Origin of the sequence: Nitrosomonas sp. (genome assembly GCF_040240425.1) — a bacterium.
Taxonomy (GTDB): Bacteria; Pseudomonadota; Gammaproteobacteria; order Burkholderiales; family Nitrosomonadaceae; genus Nitrosomonas.
This window is the reverse complement of the sequence record NZ_QPHG01000014.1, coordinates 16166-33366: the sequence shown is the minus strand read 5'-3', so window position 1 is coordinate 33366 and position 17201 is coordinate 16166. Positions and strand designations below refer to the sequence as shown.

General features: G+C 53.0%; 15 protein-coding genes and 1 pseudogene. 5 read left to right on the top strand and 11 right to left on the bottom strand.

Going from position 1 to position 17201, the window contains the following annotated elements:
* Positions 1-281: 281 nt before the first annotated feature.
* Positions 282-881: a hypothetical protein gene (locus tag DU481_RS07135; protein ID WP_350133520.1), complete on the bottom strand. Its 600-nt coding sequence runs from the start codon at positions 879-881 to the stop codon at positions 282-284.
* 170 nt (positions 882-1051) lie between these two features.
* The gene (gene mfd / locus DU481_RS07130; RefSeq protein ID WP_350133519.1) at positions 1052-4519 is read right to left on the bottom strand and encodes a transcription-repair coupling factor; all 3468 of its coding nucleotides are present in this window, start codon (positions 4517-4519) and stop codon (positions 1052-1054) included.
* Positions 4520-4802: 283 nt separating this feature from the next.
* Here mfd and DU481_RS07125 point away from each other — a divergent pair, with 283 nt between their 5' ends.
* Both DU481_RS07125 and DU481_RS07120 read left to right on the top strand, forming a co-directional pair.
* Positions 4803-5627, top strand: a complete 825-nt coding sequence (locus DU481_RS07125; protein ID WP_350133518.1) for a TRAP transporter TatT component family protein — start codon at positions 4803-4805, stop codon at positions 5625-5627.
* A 129-nt stretch (positions 5628-5756) separates the two neighbouring features.
* Positions 5757-6356: a histidine phosphatase family protein gene (locus DU481_RS07120; RefSeq protein WP_350133517.1), complete on the top strand. Its 600-nt coding sequence runs from the start codon at positions 5757-5759 to the stop codon at positions 6354-6356.
* A 69-nt stretch (positions 6357-6425) separates the two neighbouring features.
* Here the strand turns inward: DU481_RS07120 and DU481_RS07115 are convergent, their stop codons facing one another.
* From DU481_RS07115 to DU481_RS07075, 9 genes are all read right to left on the bottom strand, one after another.
* A complete protein-coding gene (locus DU481_RS07115) occupies positions 6426-6755 on the bottom strand; it encodes a hypothetical protein (RefSeq protein WP_350133516.1) in 330 nt (109 codons plus the stop codon).
* A gap of 77 nt (positions 6756-6832) precedes the next feature.
* Entirely contained in the window at positions 6833-7159 is a 327-nt protein-coding gene (locus DU481_RS07110; RefSeq protein WP_350133515.1) for a hypothetical protein, read from the bottom strand.
* Positions 7160-7223: 64 nt separating this feature from the next.
* A complete protein-coding gene (locus tag DU481_RS07105; RefSeq protein WP_350133514.1) occupies positions 7224-8483 on the bottom strand; it encodes an MgtC/SapB family protein in 1260 nt (419 codons plus the stop codon).
* Positions 8473-10257, bottom strand: coding sequence for a single-stranded-DNA-specific exonuclease RecJ (gene recJ, locus DU481_RS07100; protein ID WP_350133513.1), 1785 nt, complete (start codon positions 10255-10257; stop codon positions 8473-8475). The genes DU481_RS07105 and recJ overlap by 11 nt, the downstream gene beginning before the upstream one ends.
* A 157-nt stretch (positions 10258-10414) precedes the next feature.
* Positions 10415-11263, bottom strand: coding sequence for a CorC family transporter (locus DU481_RS07095; RefSeq protein WP_090314759.1), 849 nt, complete (start codon positions 11261-11263; stop codon positions 10415-10417).
* Positions 11264-11311: 48 nt separating this feature from the next.
* Positions 11312-11752 carry an rRNA maturation RNase YbeY gene (gene ybeY / locus DU481_RS07090; RefSeq protein WP_350133554.1) on the bottom strand — a complete coding sequence of 147 codons (441 nt, stop codon included), beginning with the start codon at positions 11750-11752 and terminating at the stop codon, positions 11312-11314.
* 33 nt (positions 11753-11785) lie between these two features.
* Positions 11786-12784 carry a PhoH family protein gene (locus tag DU481_RS07085; protein WP_350133512.1) on the bottom strand — a complete coding sequence of 333 codons (999 nt, stop codon included), beginning with the start codon at positions 12782-12784 and terminating at the stop codon, positions 11786-11788.
* Positions 12785-12868: 84 nt separating this feature from the next.
* On the bottom strand, positions 12869-14197 hold the full coding sequence (miaB, locus tag DU481_RS07080) for a tRNA (N6-isopentenyl adenosine(37)-C2)-methylthiotransferase MiaB (protein WP_350133511.1): 1329 nt from the start codon (positions 14195-14197) through the stop codon (positions 12869-12871).
* 18 nt (positions 14198-14215) lie between these two features.
* Positions 14216-14584, bottom strand: coding sequence for a hypothetical protein (locus DU481_RS07075; RefSeq protein WP_350133510.1), 369 nt, complete (start codon positions 14582-14584; stop codon positions 14216-14218).
* A gap of 160 nt (positions 14585-14744) precedes the next feature.
* Here DU481_RS07075 and DU481_RS07070 point away from each other — a divergent pair, with 160 nt between their 5' ends.
* The 3 genes and pseudogenes from DU481_RS07070 to DU481_RS07065 all read left to right on the top strand — a co-directional run bounded on the left by DU481_RS07070 (position 14745) and on the right by DU481_RS07065 (position 17173).
* Complete coding sequence (locus DU481_RS07070; protein ID WP_350133509.1) at positions 14745-15722, top strand: helix-turn-helix transcriptional regulator; 978 nt, start codon at positions 14745-14747, stop codon at positions 15720-15722.
* Positions 15722-15787 (top strand): annotated as a pseudogene (locus DU481_RS15570) (SEC-C metal-binding domain-containing protein); the annotation flags it as partial. The gene DU481_RS07070 and the pseudogene DU481_RS15570, both read left to right, overlap by 1 nt.
* A 180-nt stretch (positions 15788-15967) precedes the next feature.
* A complete protein-coding gene (locus DU481_RS07065) occupies positions 15968-17173 on the top strand; it encodes an antitoxin Xre/MbcA/ParS toxin-binding domain-containing protein (RefSeq protein ID WP_502889923.1) in 1206 nt (401 codons plus the stop codon).
* The last annotated feature ends 28 nt before the right edge of the window (positions 17174-17201 follow it).

The window sequence follows — 17201 nt, the reverse complement described above, 5'->3', positions numbered from 1 at the left end:
AACCGTGATGATTGAACTAATCGATGCTTCGAACCCCCATTGGGTGCAATACTCGCAAGGGTCTGCGCTTTTTTCCGATTGATTGATGCGCCTCCTTGTGATCGGCACATCCTACCGTGCTTGACTTCATGAGACGTTTTGTTGGAAACTTTGGTCATGCTCGTCATAAGGCGGCAAACAGGCAACTCCTATACCTTCCCCATCAGTGGAAGGTGACGGTCGAGGACCTACCCTCTGAGGTAACTCAGAGGGTGGATAGGTTTTTTTATATCCTCTAATTGCTAGACTTTTTGATTTTTTGCACTTTGAGCCATCTGTTTTCGAAGCGAACCGATTTCTTTGATCGCTTTGCTTGCATGTGGGTAGTTTGTGACTTTGAAGCTGCCGTTTTTCCCTTCAAGATTCTGACGAATTTTTGCAGTAATAACGGTGTTGAGTAGAAGCAATAATTCGTCATCTTTCGATTCGAGTGCAAGGCGACCGTAGTAATCAAGCAGGCGCATGCATTGATCACATCCGGGCGACTTGATATCCCACTGCGTAATCAGATTGATACCTTCCAGAAAAAACTGACGAGTCATTGTCTTTGATGTGTCTTTTTGCTGCTCGAGGAAGAACACTCGTTGTTGTTTCGCCTGATGAAAGGTGAAAAACACGACAATGACAAGCGATATTGAGCTGGCGAATGCGGATATATGGCCACCAAAGAAATCACCAAACTGACCAAGCTCTTCTAAAGTTAGGCCAGATGGTATACCAACACTCAGATTCTCGTGCCCGCTGACGATTAGGCTTGCAATTGGAATGAGTGTAAACAATACAACCATCAAGAACAAGATGATCATCCAACCTGGAGTTTCTCTAAGGTAGTCGTAATGCATATTTATGTGTAGCTGACTAGAATTAGATGTCCGAAATGACGCAATATAATGTGTCAGGAATGAAATTTATTTCAGAATCCAATATGTTACTCCATTCTATGAAAATGCATCACTTTGATTTTTAACATAACGCACACCACTGAAATAATAAGCCGATGTAAGAATCGCCTTCATACATTCTTCCCCAACTTCTGCATCAACTCCTTAATCCTAATTACCCGCTTATTAACATCCTCGATCTGCACCAGAACTTTCAACCTGTCCTGACCGGATAGCGAGTATTCGCGGCTGCTTTGGATCAGTTGGATGATTTTGAGCGGGTCGATCGGTGGATTCGGAATGAATTGCACTTGGATGCTGTCGGCGCTGGCGTCGATGCGGGTGATGCCGAGCGGCTTGGCGGCGATGCGCAGGCGGTGGCAGTCGAGCAGGGCGCGGGCAGGGTTGGGCAGCAGGCCGAAGCGGTCGATCAGTTCGCGTTGCATGTCGTCGAGCTGGTCGTTGTCGGCGCAGTTGGCCATGCGTTTGTACAGCACCAGGCGTTCGTGGATGTCATGGCAGTAATCCTCTGGCAGCAGCGCGGGTACGTGCAGGTTGATTTCGGTGGCAACACCGAGCGGGTGCTGCATGTCGGGTTCCTTGCCTTGCTTGAGCGATTGGATCGCGGTGTCGAGCATGGTGCTGTACAGGCTGAAACCGATTTCCTGCATTTCACCGCTTTGCGATTCGGAGAGTACCGCACCGGCGCCGCGGATTTCCAGGTCGTGCATCGCCAGGTAAAACCCGGAGCCGAGTTCTTCCATCGCTTGAATCGCTTCCAGGCGTTTTTTCGCTTGTGCGCCGAGTGCTTCTTCCGGCGGCGTCAGCAAATACGCGTAAGCCTGATGGTGCGAACGGCCGACGCGGCCGCGCAGTTGATGCAGTTGCGCCAGGCCGAATTTGTGCGCTTCGTTGATGATGATGGTGTTGGCGCTCGGAATATCGATACCGGTTTCGATGATGGTGGTGCACAGCAGGATGTTGAAGCGCTGCTGGTAGAAATCGCGCATAACATGTTCCAGTTCGCGCTCCGGCATTTGCCCGTGCGCAATGTTGATGCGCGCCTCCGGCAGCAGGCCGCTGAGTTTCTCGTACATCAATTGAATACTGCTGACTTCGTTGTGCAGGAAATAAATTTGCCCGCCGCGTTTCAGTTCGCGCAAGCACGCTTCGCGGATGATGCCCATCGAAAAGCTGGTGACGAAGGTGCGGATCGCCAGGCGGCGCTGCGGCGCGGTGGCGATGATGGAAAAATCGCGCAAGCCTTCCAGCGACATTGCCAAGGTGCGCGGGATCGGTGTCGCGGTCAGCGTCAGCACGTCGACTTCGGCGCGCAGTTTTTTCAATTGTTCCTTCTGCCGCACGCCGAAGCGATGTTCCTCGTCGATGATCACCAGCCCAAGATTCTTGAAATGAACGTCTTTCTGGATCAGTTTGTGCGTGCCGATGATGATGTCGATTTCGCCTTTGGCCAGACCGGCAATCGCTTGCGTTTGCTCTTTGGCGGAGCGAAAGCGCGACAATTCGGCGATCCGCACCGGCCATTGATCGGCGATTAGACCGAAGCGGTCGGAGAAATTCTGGAAGTGCTGCTCGGCGAGCAGCGTGGTCGGTACCAGCACCGCGACTTGCTTGCCATCGGCGACGGCGATGAATGCCGCGCGCAACGCCACCTCGGTTTTGCCGAATCCGACATCACCGCAAATCAGCCGATCCATCGGTTTGCCGGAGGTCAAATCCGCGATCACCGCTTTGATTGCGGCGGCCTGATCTGGTGTTTCCTCGAAACCAAAACCTTCGGCGAACGCTTCGTAATCATGCTGCTGCAATTTAAACTGATGGCCTTCACGCGCCGCGCGCTGCGCATACAGATTCAACAATTCTGCGGCGGTGTCGCGTACTTGCTGCATTGCCTTGCGCTTGGCTTTGTCCCATTGGCTGCTGCCCAGCTTGTGCAACGGCGCGGATTCCGGCGCGCCGCCGCTGTAGCGTCCGATCAAATACAGTTGCGACACCGGCACGTACAGTTTGTCGCCGCCGTCGTATTCCAGCGCCAGAAACTCGCTCATTTCTCCCGGTCCGCCTTCGCCGACATCCATGCTGACCAGGCCGAGATAGCGGCCAATACCGTGCTGTTCGTGTACCACCGGGTCACCGGGTTTGATTTCCGACAAGTCGCGCAAGAGGTTGTCAGTCGATGTCGACGATTTGCGCGAATCCCGCTCGCGGCGGCCATGCACGTGCGTGGCGTACAGTTCGCTTTCGGTGATGAACGCAGTGTTCGCGGCTTGATCGACAAAGCCGGTATGCAGCGGCGCGACGCCGAGCATGAACGGTTCCTGGCTGCCCAGAAATGCGGCGAAATCCTGGCAAACCACTGGATGCAGGTCGTACTGCTGCAAATATTCGGCGACCAACTCGCGCCGCCCCATACTTTCTGCCAGCAGCAGCACGCGCCCGCCGGTCATCTTGAATTGCGCGGTGAACACCGCCAGTTTTTCCAGCGGATTTTCCGCGTGGCGGTTGACCTGCACCGAAGGCAGCGGCGTGGTGGTTCTGGGCGCGGCCAGTTTGTAATCCTGCGCATCCGCCAGAATCTCAATGCGCGCGTACGGTTTTAATTGACCGAAGAAGCTATCGCTAGATAAAAATAATTCCTGCGGCGGCAGCAACGGACGGTCGCTATCGCCGCGCAGTAATTGATAGCGCGATTGCGTGTCGCGCCAGAATTCGTCGAGCACCGGACGGACATCCTGATGCAGGCAAAGCAGCGTGTTTTCCGGTAAATAATCGAATAGCGTCGCCGTTTGCGTAAAAAACAGCGGCAGATAATACTCGATTCCGGCGGGCGTCAAGCCTTTGCTGATGTCCTTATAGATTTGTTTTTTAGACGGATCGCCTTCGAATTTCTCGCGAAAATTGCCGCGAAAGCAGGTGCGTCCAGCTTCGTCGAGCGGAAATTCACGCGCCGGCAGCAGGCGGATTTCGTTGACCGGATAAATGCTGCGCTGCGTATCGACATCGAAGGTGCGGATCGTGTCGATTTCGTTGTCCAGCAAATCGATGCGGTACGGCAGCGGGCTGCCCATCGGAAACAGGTCGATCAAGCCGCCGCGCACACTGTATTCACCCGGCGAGAAAACCTGCGTGACATGCGAGTAACCCGCCAACGTCAATTGGCTGCGCAGCGCGGCGACATCCAGCGTTTCGCCCTGCTTGAGAAAAAACGTATGCGCGGCCAGGTATTCGCGTGGCAGCATGCGGTACAACGCGGTGGTGAGCGGTGCGATTAGCACATCGCAAGCGCCGCTCATCACTTGATACAGCGTTGCCAGCCGTTCGGACACGAGATCGTGATGCGGCGAGAACGTGTCGTACGGCAGTGTTTCCCAGTCCGGTAATAAATGTGTCTTGAGTTCGGGAGCAAAATAGGGCATCTCTTCCAGCAGCCGCTGCGCATCCAGCGCATTCGCCGTGATGATGGTGACCGGTTTGGCCTGTCGCGCCAGTTGTGCGAGAAACAGCGCGTCACTGGAGCCATCAAAGTGAGCATAACGTAAAACGGTGCCGGGTGCGGGTAGGGTGTGCTTTTGTTGCATAGTGAATGTGCCAGTTGCCATGCCGGAAAATGGAGCGCGCGCAGAAACCGGCATGAAATCGAAAGCGTCATATTATATGCCAGTTTCAAGATGCCTTTCTTTTAGGAACAAGTTGCGGTGGCAGATTGATTATAAAAGTGCAAATTGTTGTGTTATTTGTCATTTGAAATTGCTTTGGATAGCGCTATTCTTAATACGCCGGTCATAAATGGCTGGTATTTATCGTAGAATGATTGTTAATCAAGAAAATAGCTTAGTTGGCGGAAAGAATATGAGCGCTTTCATGAAACTGAATATGTGGCGATTGGAACAAAAAATAATGCTGTTTACGTACAGGATGATTGCGGTGGCGTGTTTGACGGCACCGGCTTTTGCGCAAAATGTTTCCGCCACGGCATTAACCACCGAAAATCAACAGAAAATTGAATTGGCCGTATGGAAGTACGCCATCGATACCCCCTTATTGTTGAATACCATTGACTGGTTTCGCGACCTGACGCGCAATTCACGCGAATCGGCCGCCGTTGCCGAACTTTCCCGCCTGGAATTTATGCGCGCGCAGCTCGAGCTGGATAAAAACCGCCGCATTCAATTGTTTGAGAACTGCGTTGCGATTGCTAACCAGTCACTGGCGCTGAACGCGAATGACGTGCGCGGACTTTTCTGGAAAGCCGCCGCGATGGGAAAAATGGCCGAGGACAGCGGTATTGTGAATGCGTTGAGAATGATCGGGCCGATGGAAAATTTGCTGCTTAAAGTGGTCTCATTGGACGAGAAATACGAGAACGCCGGGGCGCACCGCGCGCTGGGCCGTATTTATCACAAACTGCCGGGATTTCCCATCAGCTTCGGCAGTAACCAAAAAGCCCTGATGCACATGAAACGGGCGCATGAACTGTTTCCCCGCGATGTCATCACACGCGCTTTTTACGCCGAACTGCTGTACGACGTCGATAGGAAGGAAGAAGCTCGCAAACATGCCGATTTTGTGCTGGCAACGCCGATTGCCGATGAGGATGCGTTGGAATTCGCCGAATATGTCGACATCGCGATGGGTGTGATCAAGAAAACTGGCGGCTCTGAATTCAACAAAGTAGGCAATTACTAGTTTCCACCCGAACACGGATTATCGATCCACTGCGGCGCTACACCCGGTTTTCTTTTTTGATCGAACTCACTTCTCCACTGAGCAAATCAGCTACACTACTGCATCTCTCTAATATCCTGGCAAAGTTTTATGACAGAAACAGTGATCGATTTGATCCGCCACGGGCAGCCTGCTGGCGGACGCCGTTATCGCGGCCACGGTGTGGACGATCCGCTCAGTGAAAAGGGGTGGTCGCAAATGTGGCATGCCGTCGGAAACTATAATGATTGGAACCACATCATCACTTCCCCGCTGCAACGCTGCCAGGCGTTTGCATTCGCGCTCGGAGAACGTCACGGCATCAACGTCACGGTTGAATCGCGTTTCAAGGAGGTCGGATTCGGCGAATGGGAAGGACTCAGCCACGATGAAATCAAAATTGGCCGCGTTACTGAATACCAAGCTTTCCTGCGTGATCCGGTCAACTGCCGTCCGCTCGGCGCAGAACCGCTCGATGATTTTATTCAGCGCGTCAGCTCCGCCTATGAAGAAGCGATCGGCCGCTGCCACCACAGCCATTTTCTGATCGTCGCGCATGCCGGTGTGATGCGCGCGATCATTGCCAAAACCGTGCATGCCTCACCGGCCGGACTGTATCGAATCAAAATCAGCAACGGCGGGATAACGCGCATTCGCCAAACCGAAACCGGCGGCGTACTGGAGCTGTTGAACGGGAAACTGCCAATCTGACGAATTGCTATTGATTCAAGACCGGCAGATTCCTTTTTATTGATTCTTCTCGGATTGACAAAGATTAAATCAAGGTGCGCAGTTCTTGTTGTTATAAAGTGTAGTCATGGCGCTTCTTCTGTCATTGACTAATCGAGTGGCCTCGCCAGCGTCATAATAGGTATAGGCCAAACCTGGCAGCCAAAAAAGCGCGCCGGCAACATTGGTTCCTGTAACCCCTTTTTTTGACTCGATATCCGCTTCCGCCTTATCAAGCTTTGCCAATTCTGCTTTGATGGCATCGCAAGAAAGATTATGATCACCGGGCTGTACTACTTGTATTTTTTGCGATGTTGCACAACCCAACAACAATCCGCTCGTGATAGCAATCAGAACTGCACTTTTTAACGGTAGTGACATTGTTATACTCCATTTGGCCGCCGAAGGTGCGCATTCGTAGTCGAGGCGGAATCCAACTACGCGCAAGAATGATTTTGCTACCAATTGCTATTTTTATAGTCTATAAAGCTTTGCATAAGCGCAGAGAAAGAATCAGGCCGATACCACCCAAAATTACTTTCATCGACGTAAACAAAGTCGTAACTGACCATCTGCTGGACATGATTCATATCGTCACACCACAGTTTCAGCCGTTGCATTTTTAATGGTACATCCAAATCGGCCTGCCCCTTGGTTTCTACGATCACAATTTCATCGCCGTTCTTTTTAACGATAAAGTTCGGGTAATAGTTAGATATATCGCCATTCGCATTGACATAATCAAGCTTGAAATGCACTGCCAGATAGTTCTTTGCGGAGGACATGGCGTCACTGCAAGTTTCTCGGCGTGCGGCTCGTTGTCAGTTAATTTCACAGTCGATTATCCGGTTAGAGCAGAAACAACAATCCAAAGCCAAGCCCGATGGCGGTCGCTAGCAGGCCGGAAACGCATTGCCGCGCCAGTAATTTGCTGCCGATAAAAAAAATCAGGCCGAGTTTGGAGCCGATGTTGGAAATGAATGCCAGCGAGATGGCGGTGATCGCTTGAACCGCTTCCAATTTGCCCAGTTCGTACAGGCGCAGGCTGGAGAGCGTAATGGCGTCGACATCGGTTAAACCTGAGACGAGTGCGACGGCGTACAGCCCGCTGCTGCCGGCAATGTCGGAAAGCCAGGTGGAAAAAAACAGCACGCTGCCGTAGATCAACCCGAAAGCTGCCGCGACGCCGATTTCGGTGGGGTTTTTGATTTCCGGTATCGGTACTTCTTGTTGCTGATTCAGCTGAAACCACCAGTACGCCGCGATGCCTGTCCCAAGCAGGAAGCCACTGCCCAACACGGGTAGCAGCTGAGGCAGAATGGCGGGTGAGGCAACCGCGCTGATGATGGATAATCGTAGCAGTACCGTCAAATTGGCGATCAGAATAACGACCACGGCGAGTTGTGTGAAGTTCTGGTTTTCCGCGGTACGGCGTGCGTATACCAGTGTCGTGGCGGTACTGGATACCAGTCCGCCGAATAAACCCAGTATCACGCCATGCCGCTGGCCGATCAGTTGCAGCGCGACATAACCTGCCAAACTGACGCCGGAGATGAGAACCACCATCAACCAGATTTGGTGCGGATTGATCGCTTCATACGGGCCGTAATTGTGGTTCGGCAGGATCGGCAGAATGATAAACGTCAACACGGCGAACTGCAGCATCGAAATTAAATCGCGCCGGGTGAGCTTTTTCGTAATGCCGTGCAATTCCGTTTTGAAGTACAGCAATACCGTAGTGATAATCGCCAGCATGATTGCCAATGTATCGTTGTCGTACCACACCGATGCGCCCAGACCATAGCAGACAAGAATGGCGGCGATTGTGGTGGTGCCCGGGTCGGCGTTGTCGTCTTTGACACGCGAATACGCAGCCACCATCATCAAGCCGACGACCAATAAACCGCCGAGCAATAGCCAGGGCGTGGCTTTTTCCGACAGCATTGCAGCCAGCGTGCCGAACATCGCGACCAAGGCGAATGTTCTGAGCCCGGCGCGCGATCCCGGGTTGCGTTCGCGTTCCAGTCCGATCAATAAGCCAATCGCAAGGCTGGTCAGGAAATGCGGTAAAGCGGCCAATTCGCCATTCAACGTGAATTCAGTGTGCATCGCCGGTCACCGGGTTATCTGCATGGAACCAATGTTCCAGCAGGAATTGTAAGGATGATTTGCCATTATATTCATTGATCTGCAATCGATAAACCGCATCGATTACATCCGGCAGCGGATCGCTGTGGAAAAACAGAATGCCGTCGTAGGTTTCAGCGGATTTCCGTGCGGCTTGCGCTGCGTCACCGGCGCCTGCGGCGTGCAGTTTTTTTAGCTTCAATTTCAAATGTTTTTCCCCGACGATGCGTTGGCTTTCGACATAAAAGCGCGCATTAAACGACGGCTGCGGAAAACCTTGCCCCCACACCTGGCGTTCGAGTATTTCCGCCAGTTCCAGCTTGATTTCGGAAAGCTCCAGATCACCGTCGGTTTCAATCACGCGGGTTAAGTCGGCGGGTGTCAGCAGCGTTTGCGCAACCTGCTCGAACGCTGCGCGGAATGCTTCAAAAGCATCACTGTGAATGGTTAACCCGGCAGCGGCTGCATGGCCGCCGAATTTGCGGATTAATTCCGGATGATGTTTGGATACCAGATCGAGCGCGTCGCGCAAATGGAAACCGTTGATCGATCGCCCCGAACCTTTGATTTCGCCGTCGTTGCCGGGTGCGAAAATGATTACCGGGCGGTGATATTTATCCTTGATGCGCGACGCGAGGATGCCAATGACGCCTTGGTGCCAATCGGCATCGAACAGGCAAATGCTGTATGCGCTCTGGATGTCCGGCTGGCACGCATTGAGCGTATCTTCCAGCTTGGCGAGCGCGCTTTCTTGCATGGCCGATTCGATTTCGCGCCGTTGCCGGTTCAATTCGTCCAGTTGCTTGGCGATGTCAGCCGCATACGCTTCGTCGTCAGTGATCAGGCACTCGATGCCCAGTGACATATCGTCCAGCCGCCCGGCGGCATTCAACCGCGGCCCCAGCATGAAGCCCAGGTCATAAGTGGAAATTTGCCGGGCATCGCGCCGCGAGACCTGCATGAGCGCATTGATACCAGCGCATGCCTTGCCCTTACGGATGCGCTGCAAGCCTTGCTGCACCAGGATGCGATTGTTGCTGTCGAGCTTGACCACATCGGCCACGGTTCCCAGCGCCACCAGATCCAGAAAACTGGCAAGATTGGGTTCCTGGCCTGCCGCGAAAGCGCCGCGCTGGCGCAACTCGGCGCGCAGCGCGAGCATCAGGTAGAAAATGACGCCTACCCCGGCGATATTTTTGCTGGGAAACGGACAGCCGGGTTGATTGGGGTTGACGATCGTCAGCGCATCGGGCAATTGGTCGCCAGGCAGATGATGATCGGTGATCACCACCGGCATGCCGAGCCGGTTGGCTTCTGCGACCCCGTCGACGCTGGCGATGCCGTTGTCGACGGTGATCAGAATGTCCGGTCGTTTGGTTTCGTACGCCAATCGCACGATTTCCGGCGTCAGGCCGTAGCCGTATTCAAACCGGTTTGGCACCAGATAATCGACGTTAGCGCCGAACTTGCGCAAGATGCGCATGCCGGTGGCACACGCCGTTGCACCATCGGAATCGTAATCGGCAATGATCAGCAGGCGTTTTTTTGCCGCGATGGCATCGGCCAGCAAGGCTGCCGTTGCGGTGATATTTTTCAGTTGACCGAACGGGATCAGGCGCGTCAGTTCGGTTTCGAGCTGGCCGGAATCCTCGATGCCGCGCGCGGCGTAAATGCGCGCCAGTACCGGGGGTAATCCGCTACCGCTGAGTGTTTGGAAACTGTGCGGATCATACGGACGGATGGAGATTTTGGGCATGCGCCTGACTGTAAGAAAAAATTTCGAATGGTATTCTGTAAAAATTCAAAGTTCTAAAAAAGCAAGGCGCGAGTGAAAAATGCCGACGCAGCCTATAAAGGATAGGTGAGGAAGCATTTTTTGCGCGCAACGCAGCATGGTGACGAAATTTGAATTTTTATTCTGCTGGAGTTTCCACGGTTGCCTCAAGCTTTTCCACCTTGAGCACATGCAAGCGGCGGCTATCGGCGCGCTGTACGGTGAATTTAAATGGGCCGATGATGGCCGATTCGTTACGCACCGGTAAACGGCCGAACTTGCTGAGTACCAGGCCGCCAATCGTGTCGAAGTCTTCGTTGCTGAAGTTTGCGCCCAGCACTTCATTGAAATTATCGATCTCGGTAATCGCCTTGACGCGATAGCGTCCGTCGGCTTCCATGACGATATTGTCCTCTTCTTCATTGAAATCGTATTCGTCCTCGATTTCTCCGACGATCTGCTCGAGCACATCCTCGATCGTCACCAGTCCGGCCACACCGCCGTATTCATTGACGACAATCGCCATGTGATTGCGGTTGCTGCGGAAATCCTTGAGCAGCACGTTCAGCCGTTTCGATTCCGGGATGAATACCGCCGGGCGCAGCATGTCACGGATATTGAATTCTTCCGGGTCGGCATAATACCGCAGCAGGTCTTTCGCCAGCAGAACGCCGATGATTTCATCCTCGGAACCTTCGATGACGGGAAAACGGGAATGTGCGGTTTCAATGACGAACGGAATGAATGTTTCCGGTTTCTTGCTGATGTCGACGACATCCATTTGCGAACGCGGCACCATGATATCGCGGGCCTGCATTTCGGAAACTTGCATGACGCCTTCGATCATGCTCAATGCGTCCGAGTCGAGCAGGTTGCGCTCAAAGGCGGAGTGTAACAGGGTAATCAGTTGTTCGCGGTCTTCCGGTTTGCGGATCAGCATGGCGCCTAATCGCTCTAACCAGCCGCTTTTAGGTGAAGGGTCATCCATAGTATTTAAGAAGTTGAATGGGTAAAAATAAAAAAAGGGGATACATGATTATTGTGCTGCAACGGCAGCGGCTGCTTCACTGTAAGGATCCGCGTAGCCCAGCACCGCCAGTATGCGGGTTTCCAGTTGCTCCATTTCCGCCGCATCCGCGTCTTCAATATGATCGTAACCTTGTAAATGCAAAACGCCGTGCACGGTCAAATGCGCGTAATGCGCCAGTAGGTCTTTATGCTGTTGCTGCGCTTCTTGGCTGACAACCGGCGCGCACAGCACGATGTCGCCGGTCAGTGGTTGCATTTCGTCATAAACAAAGGTCAATACGTTGGTCGCGTAATCCTTGCCGCGGAATTGCTGGTTTAGCTCTCGCCCTTCGGCTTCGTCCACCAGCCGCAATACGATCTCGGCTTCTTGCATCAGCGCGGCTTTGACCCAACGGCGGAATTGTGGCCGGGTGGGTACAGTGGAGTTGCCGGTTGCATATTGCACCATCAGTTTGAACGGTTTCTTTGTCTGCAAAGCGAATCAGGGTTCCTGCTTGTGTTTGTCGTGTTTCTCATAAGCATTGACAATGCGTTGCACTAAAGGATGCCGCACCACGTCTTCGGATAGAAAACGGGTAAAAGCGATGCCGCGTATGTCCTTGAGCACCTGTTGCGCTTCCACCAATCCGCTTTTCTGATGTTTCGGCAGATCGACTTGCGTCACGTCGCCGGTAATGACCGCTTTCGAGCCTAAGCCCATGCGCGTCAAAAACATTTTCATCTGCTCCGGCGTGGTGTTTTGCGCTTCATCCAGAATGATGAACGACTGGTTCAAGGTGCGTCCGCGCATGAAAGCCAGCGGTGCGATTTCAATGGTATTGCGTTCAAATTGTTTGGCGGTTTTATCGAAACCCATTAAATCATATAACGCGTCATAGAGAGGGCGTAAATAAGGGTCGACTTTCTGGGTCATATCGCCGGGTAGAAAGCCCAGACGCTCTCCCGCTTCCACTGCCGGGCGCACCAGAATCAAGCGCGACACCAGGCCGCGTTCCAGCGCATCGACCGCGCTGGCGACCGCCAGATAAGTTTTGCCGGTACCGGCTGGGCCGATGGCGAACGTAATATCGTGTTCCTGGATTTGTTGCAGGTATTGTGACTGACGCGGAGTGCGACCATGCAAATTGCTGCGGCGGGTTAACAAGGTGAGCGCGGCAGGTTGTTTGGTGCTGGCGCCGTCGTCGTGGCCGCTGATTCGATCCGGTGTATCGTGCGGATTCAAAACTTCAATCAAGCCGAGCTGGATTTGCTCCAGACTGATATGGTGTTGCGACTGATTATAAAAATTGCGCAGCGCCTGTGCCGCCAGTTGGGTTTGTCCGGACTTTCCCGATACGCTGAAATGTTCGCCGCGCCGGGAGATGGTGACATCCAATGCGGTTTCAACTTGCTTGAGATTCTCATCCAGTGCGCCGCACAAATTGGCGAGACGCTGGTTGTCGGCGGGTGTGAAAGAAATTTCCAGGGGTGTCGGTTTCAAAGTCGGCTGTTGCAGTTACGATAATGCGATTCTCTCAGCGGGCGCGATTCTTTGCAAGTGCAGAACCTTGCCGCGGATGTGTTTTTATCCATGCACAATTTCGCCGCGTAGCGTATGCGAACGTGCTTCGGTGATGCGCACGTTGACAAAACTGCCCACCAGCGCGGGATCGCTGGCCAGATTGACGACGCGGTTGTTATCGGTGCGCCCGAAAAACTCACCGGCATTTTTTTTGGATACACCTTCCAATAACACACGCTGTATCGATCCGACCATCCCCAGACTGATTTTGCGGGCTTGCTGGTTAATTTGCGCTTGCAAGCGTTGCAGCCGTTCCAGCTTCACTTCCGCTGGCGTATCGTCGGGCAGATCGGCGGCGGGTGTGCCGGGGCGCGGGCTGTAGACAAAGCTGTACGATTCGTCGAAATTCATGTCTTCGATCAGTTTCATCGTCGCGTTGAAATCCGCTTCGGTTTCTCCGGGGAAACCAATGATGAAGTCGGAGGACAACGAAATATCCGGGCGGATCGCGCGCACCTTGCGGATGATCGACTTGTATTCCAGCACGCTGTAGCCGCGTTTCATTGCCGCCAGAACCCGGTCGGAACCGGATTGCACCGGCAAGTGCAAGTGGTTGACCAATTTAGGCAGCTGGCTGTAAGCCTGAATCAAACGCGCGGTGAATTCCTTCGGATGGGATGTGGTGTAACGGATGCGTTCAATCCCCGGAATTTCGTGCAGATATTCCAACAGCAAAGCGAAATCCGCAATCTCGCCGTCGTCCATGGTGCCCAGGTAGGCGTTGACATTCTGCCCCAGCAAGGTGATTTCCTTGATGCCTTGATCCGCGAGAATGGCGATTTCGGTCAGCACATCGTTCAACGGGCGCGACACTTCTTCGCCGCGCGTATACGGCACCACGCAGAAACTGCAATATTTGCTGCATCCTTCCATGATCGAAACGAACGCCGTAACCCCTTCGGTGCGGGCAGGCGGCAAATGATCGAATTTTTCGATTTCAGGGAAAGAAATGTCCACTTGCGAACGGCCGGTGGCTTTGCGCGTTTCAATCAGTTGCGGCAGGCGGTGCAATGTCTGCGGCCCGAATACCACGTCGACGTACGGCGCGCGGCTGACAATTGCCTTGCCTTCCTGGCTGGCGACACAACCGCCGACACCGATCAATAAATTGGGATTGTTCTCCTTCAGATGACGCACTCGTCCCAGATCATGAAACACTTTTTCCTGCGCCTTCTCGCGCACCGAACAGGTGTTGAACAGAATGATATCGGCCTGCGCCGGATCGTCGGTGGATTCCATGCCATACGCGGCGTGCAGGACATCAGCCATCTTCTCCGAGTCATACTCGTTCATCTGGCAACCGAAGGTTTTGATATAAAGCTTGTTACTCACGAATGATTTAGCGCTGTGTTAAAAAAAGAAAAAACGTTTTTTCGGTTTCGGTATCTGTTGCCCTTCACTTTCCGCTTCCTTGACTTCATCCGGCGTCAAAATCCAGACCCGGTGCAGATTGCCCATTGTATCCAATTGGAAGCGGATCAAACCGATATAGTTCGCCGTAGACGGCAGAATAATCATATTATCGATCCCGCGGATCTGCCCGCCCGCGCCCATCGTCATTTGCTGCCCGTTGATGGTGAAGTGCGGAAAAGCCACTGCCGTCAGGCTGCCCAATTGACTATTGGGAGGAAATTTCCGGGTTTGCTGGCTAAAAGCGGGGTGCGATAGCATGCTCAATACAAAAATCAATAGCAAGGATATCGCCTGCGATTCTTTCATAGTTTTACTGAATGGCAACAGGATAAAAACAAACGATAAACGGTACGAAACAGAGGGGTGAATCTTGACCGGCGCCTGATGTTTCCGAGGGTCTTATGATACGCTAAAGAGAAATTCCGTATCAACGAATTTGTAGCTTTCGCATTCATTGAAATCAATTATGGGCAATCTCCAGCGAATCTATCAATTGCATCGCATACGCACCCTGCCGGTGTCGCACCAAACGCTCGAACAACTGCTGGAATGTTCCCGCGCCACGGTCAACCGCACCATCGAATCGTTGCGGCTGTATTTCAATGCCCCGATTCTCTATGACCGGGAACGCAACGGCTATTACTACGAATCGCGCGATGCCGGTCTATTTGAATTGCCCGGTGTTTGGTTTGATGCGCAGGAATTGCACGCGCTGCTGACCATGCAGCAACTGCTGGAACAAATTCAGCCGGGCTTGCTTGCCCTGCAACTCAAACCGATGCAGGAGCGGTTGAAAAAGATACTGGCAACTCAGCAACTGAACGATCCGGATGCGGTCAAGCGCATCCGCATTTTGACCATGTTGAGCAGGCAACCGGCCTTGCAGCATTTTCAGTCTGCCGCCAGCGCGGTGTTGCAACGCAAGCAACTCGACATCGTCTACCACAGCCGTGGCCGCGATCAGCAAACCGAACGCATCGTTTCGCCGCAACGGCTCACGCATTACCGCGACAACTGGTATCTCGACGCTTGGTGCCACAAGCGAGAAGCGCTGCGCAGTTTTGCCGTGGAACGCATCGCCGCGTGCCAGATGCTCGATCATGCGGCGCGCGACATTGCCGATAATGAGCTCAACAGCCATTTTGCTTCCAGCTATGGTATTTTTGCCGGTCAGGCAAAACATACCGCGGTCTTGCGCTTCACTGCCGAACGTGCCCGTTGGGTCGCGGATGAACAATGGCATCCGCACCAGCAAGGCCAATTTCTCCTCGATGGCAGCTACGAATTGCGGATCCCTTACGCCAACGAAATCGAACTGGTAATGGACATCCTCAAGCACGGCGCGGCAGTCGAAGTTATCGCACCGGAAGCGTTACGCCAGACTATCGTGCAAAACTTACAGCAAGTGCAGAAGAATTATTTACCCGAAAGGAAGGAAAAATGAAACCCGGACGAAACGACCCTTGTCCTTGCGGCAGCGGAAAAAAATACAAACAGTGTTGTTTGCGGACGGAAGGAGCGCAGCAAGCCGAGGATTTATTGTGGCATCAAATCAGCCGTGCCATTAAAGGATTGCCGGATAAGTTGCTGACATTCGAGCAAAACCGGCGGGGACCGGAAACCTTGCTGGAAGCTTGGGATGATTTCACCCTGTGGGGTGACGAAAAATTCGATCCGGACTTGCCGCAGATGCAGTTATTCATGCCCTGGTTTCTTCATAACTGGCACCCGGATGCTACGCTCAATGGCAGTGACGCCCCGGATACGCGCACAACAGGACAAGCATTTCTCGATCACTACGGCAAGCAACTGGAACCGTTGCTGAAGCGTTACCTCGAGCAATGCAGCGTGACTCCGTTCAGTTTTTACGAGATTGTCACCGTGCGGCCCGGCGATGGATTTGTGCTGCATGATATTTTGCTGGATGAAGAATGCTATGTCACCGAGCGTTCCGGATCGGCTCAGGCACAAGCCGGGCAAATCATTTTCGGCAAGCTGGTTAAGGTGGATCATGTTGCAATACTGGAAGCTTGCGCGCCGATTTTCTTCCCGCCCGCTGAAAAAATTGCCATAGTGGATTTCCGGCAACAGCTTTATAAACTGGAAAACCTGTTAACACCAGCCCTGCTCAGGGAGCATGATGATGAGATGCTCGTGATTTATCATCAAATCAGCAACCGGCTGCTTCATCTACGCATGCCAGAGTTACGCAATACCGACGGCGAGCCGGTGGTCATGCAGAAACTCATCTATGACATTCCGTCCGCGCAAATGGCATTCGCGGCGCTGAAGGCGCTTTGTATCGATAGTATGGAAGATGAACTCCTGGCGGGCGCCAAGTTTACCGCAGCGGGCGAATTACACCATATCGAGTTTTCCTGGCTGAAAAAAGGCAACGCGCAACACAAATCCTGGGACAACACAGTGCTCGGTAACATCAATATCAAGGGACATCAGCTCGCTACCGAAGTCAATTCGGACGAGCGGGCGCAACAATTCCAGAAACTGATCAAAAAATTACTACCGGAAGCCCGCTATAAAACCAGTGTCATCGAATCCCCGCAAGCCATGCTGGCGCACATGCAAGACGAAGGCCAAGACGCCCAAACCAGGCAACGGCGGGAAAAGCAGGAAGAGCTAAACAACCGCCCGGAAGTGCGGGAAACAATCATGGAATTCATGCGCGAGCATTATCGCCAATGGCTGCATGAAAAACTGCCCGCACTAAACGGCAAGACGCCGTTGCAAGCCGTCAAAACTAAAAATGGCCGGGAAAAAGTCGAAGCGCTGTTGCGGGACTTTGAGTTAAGAAAAACAGACGCCAATTTACCGTTTGATCAATCCATTTTCGACGAATTGCGCGAGCGATTGGGTTTAAAAAATCTCGAAAAATAACTTCACAGGCTCAGGTTTTGAGCCTGCT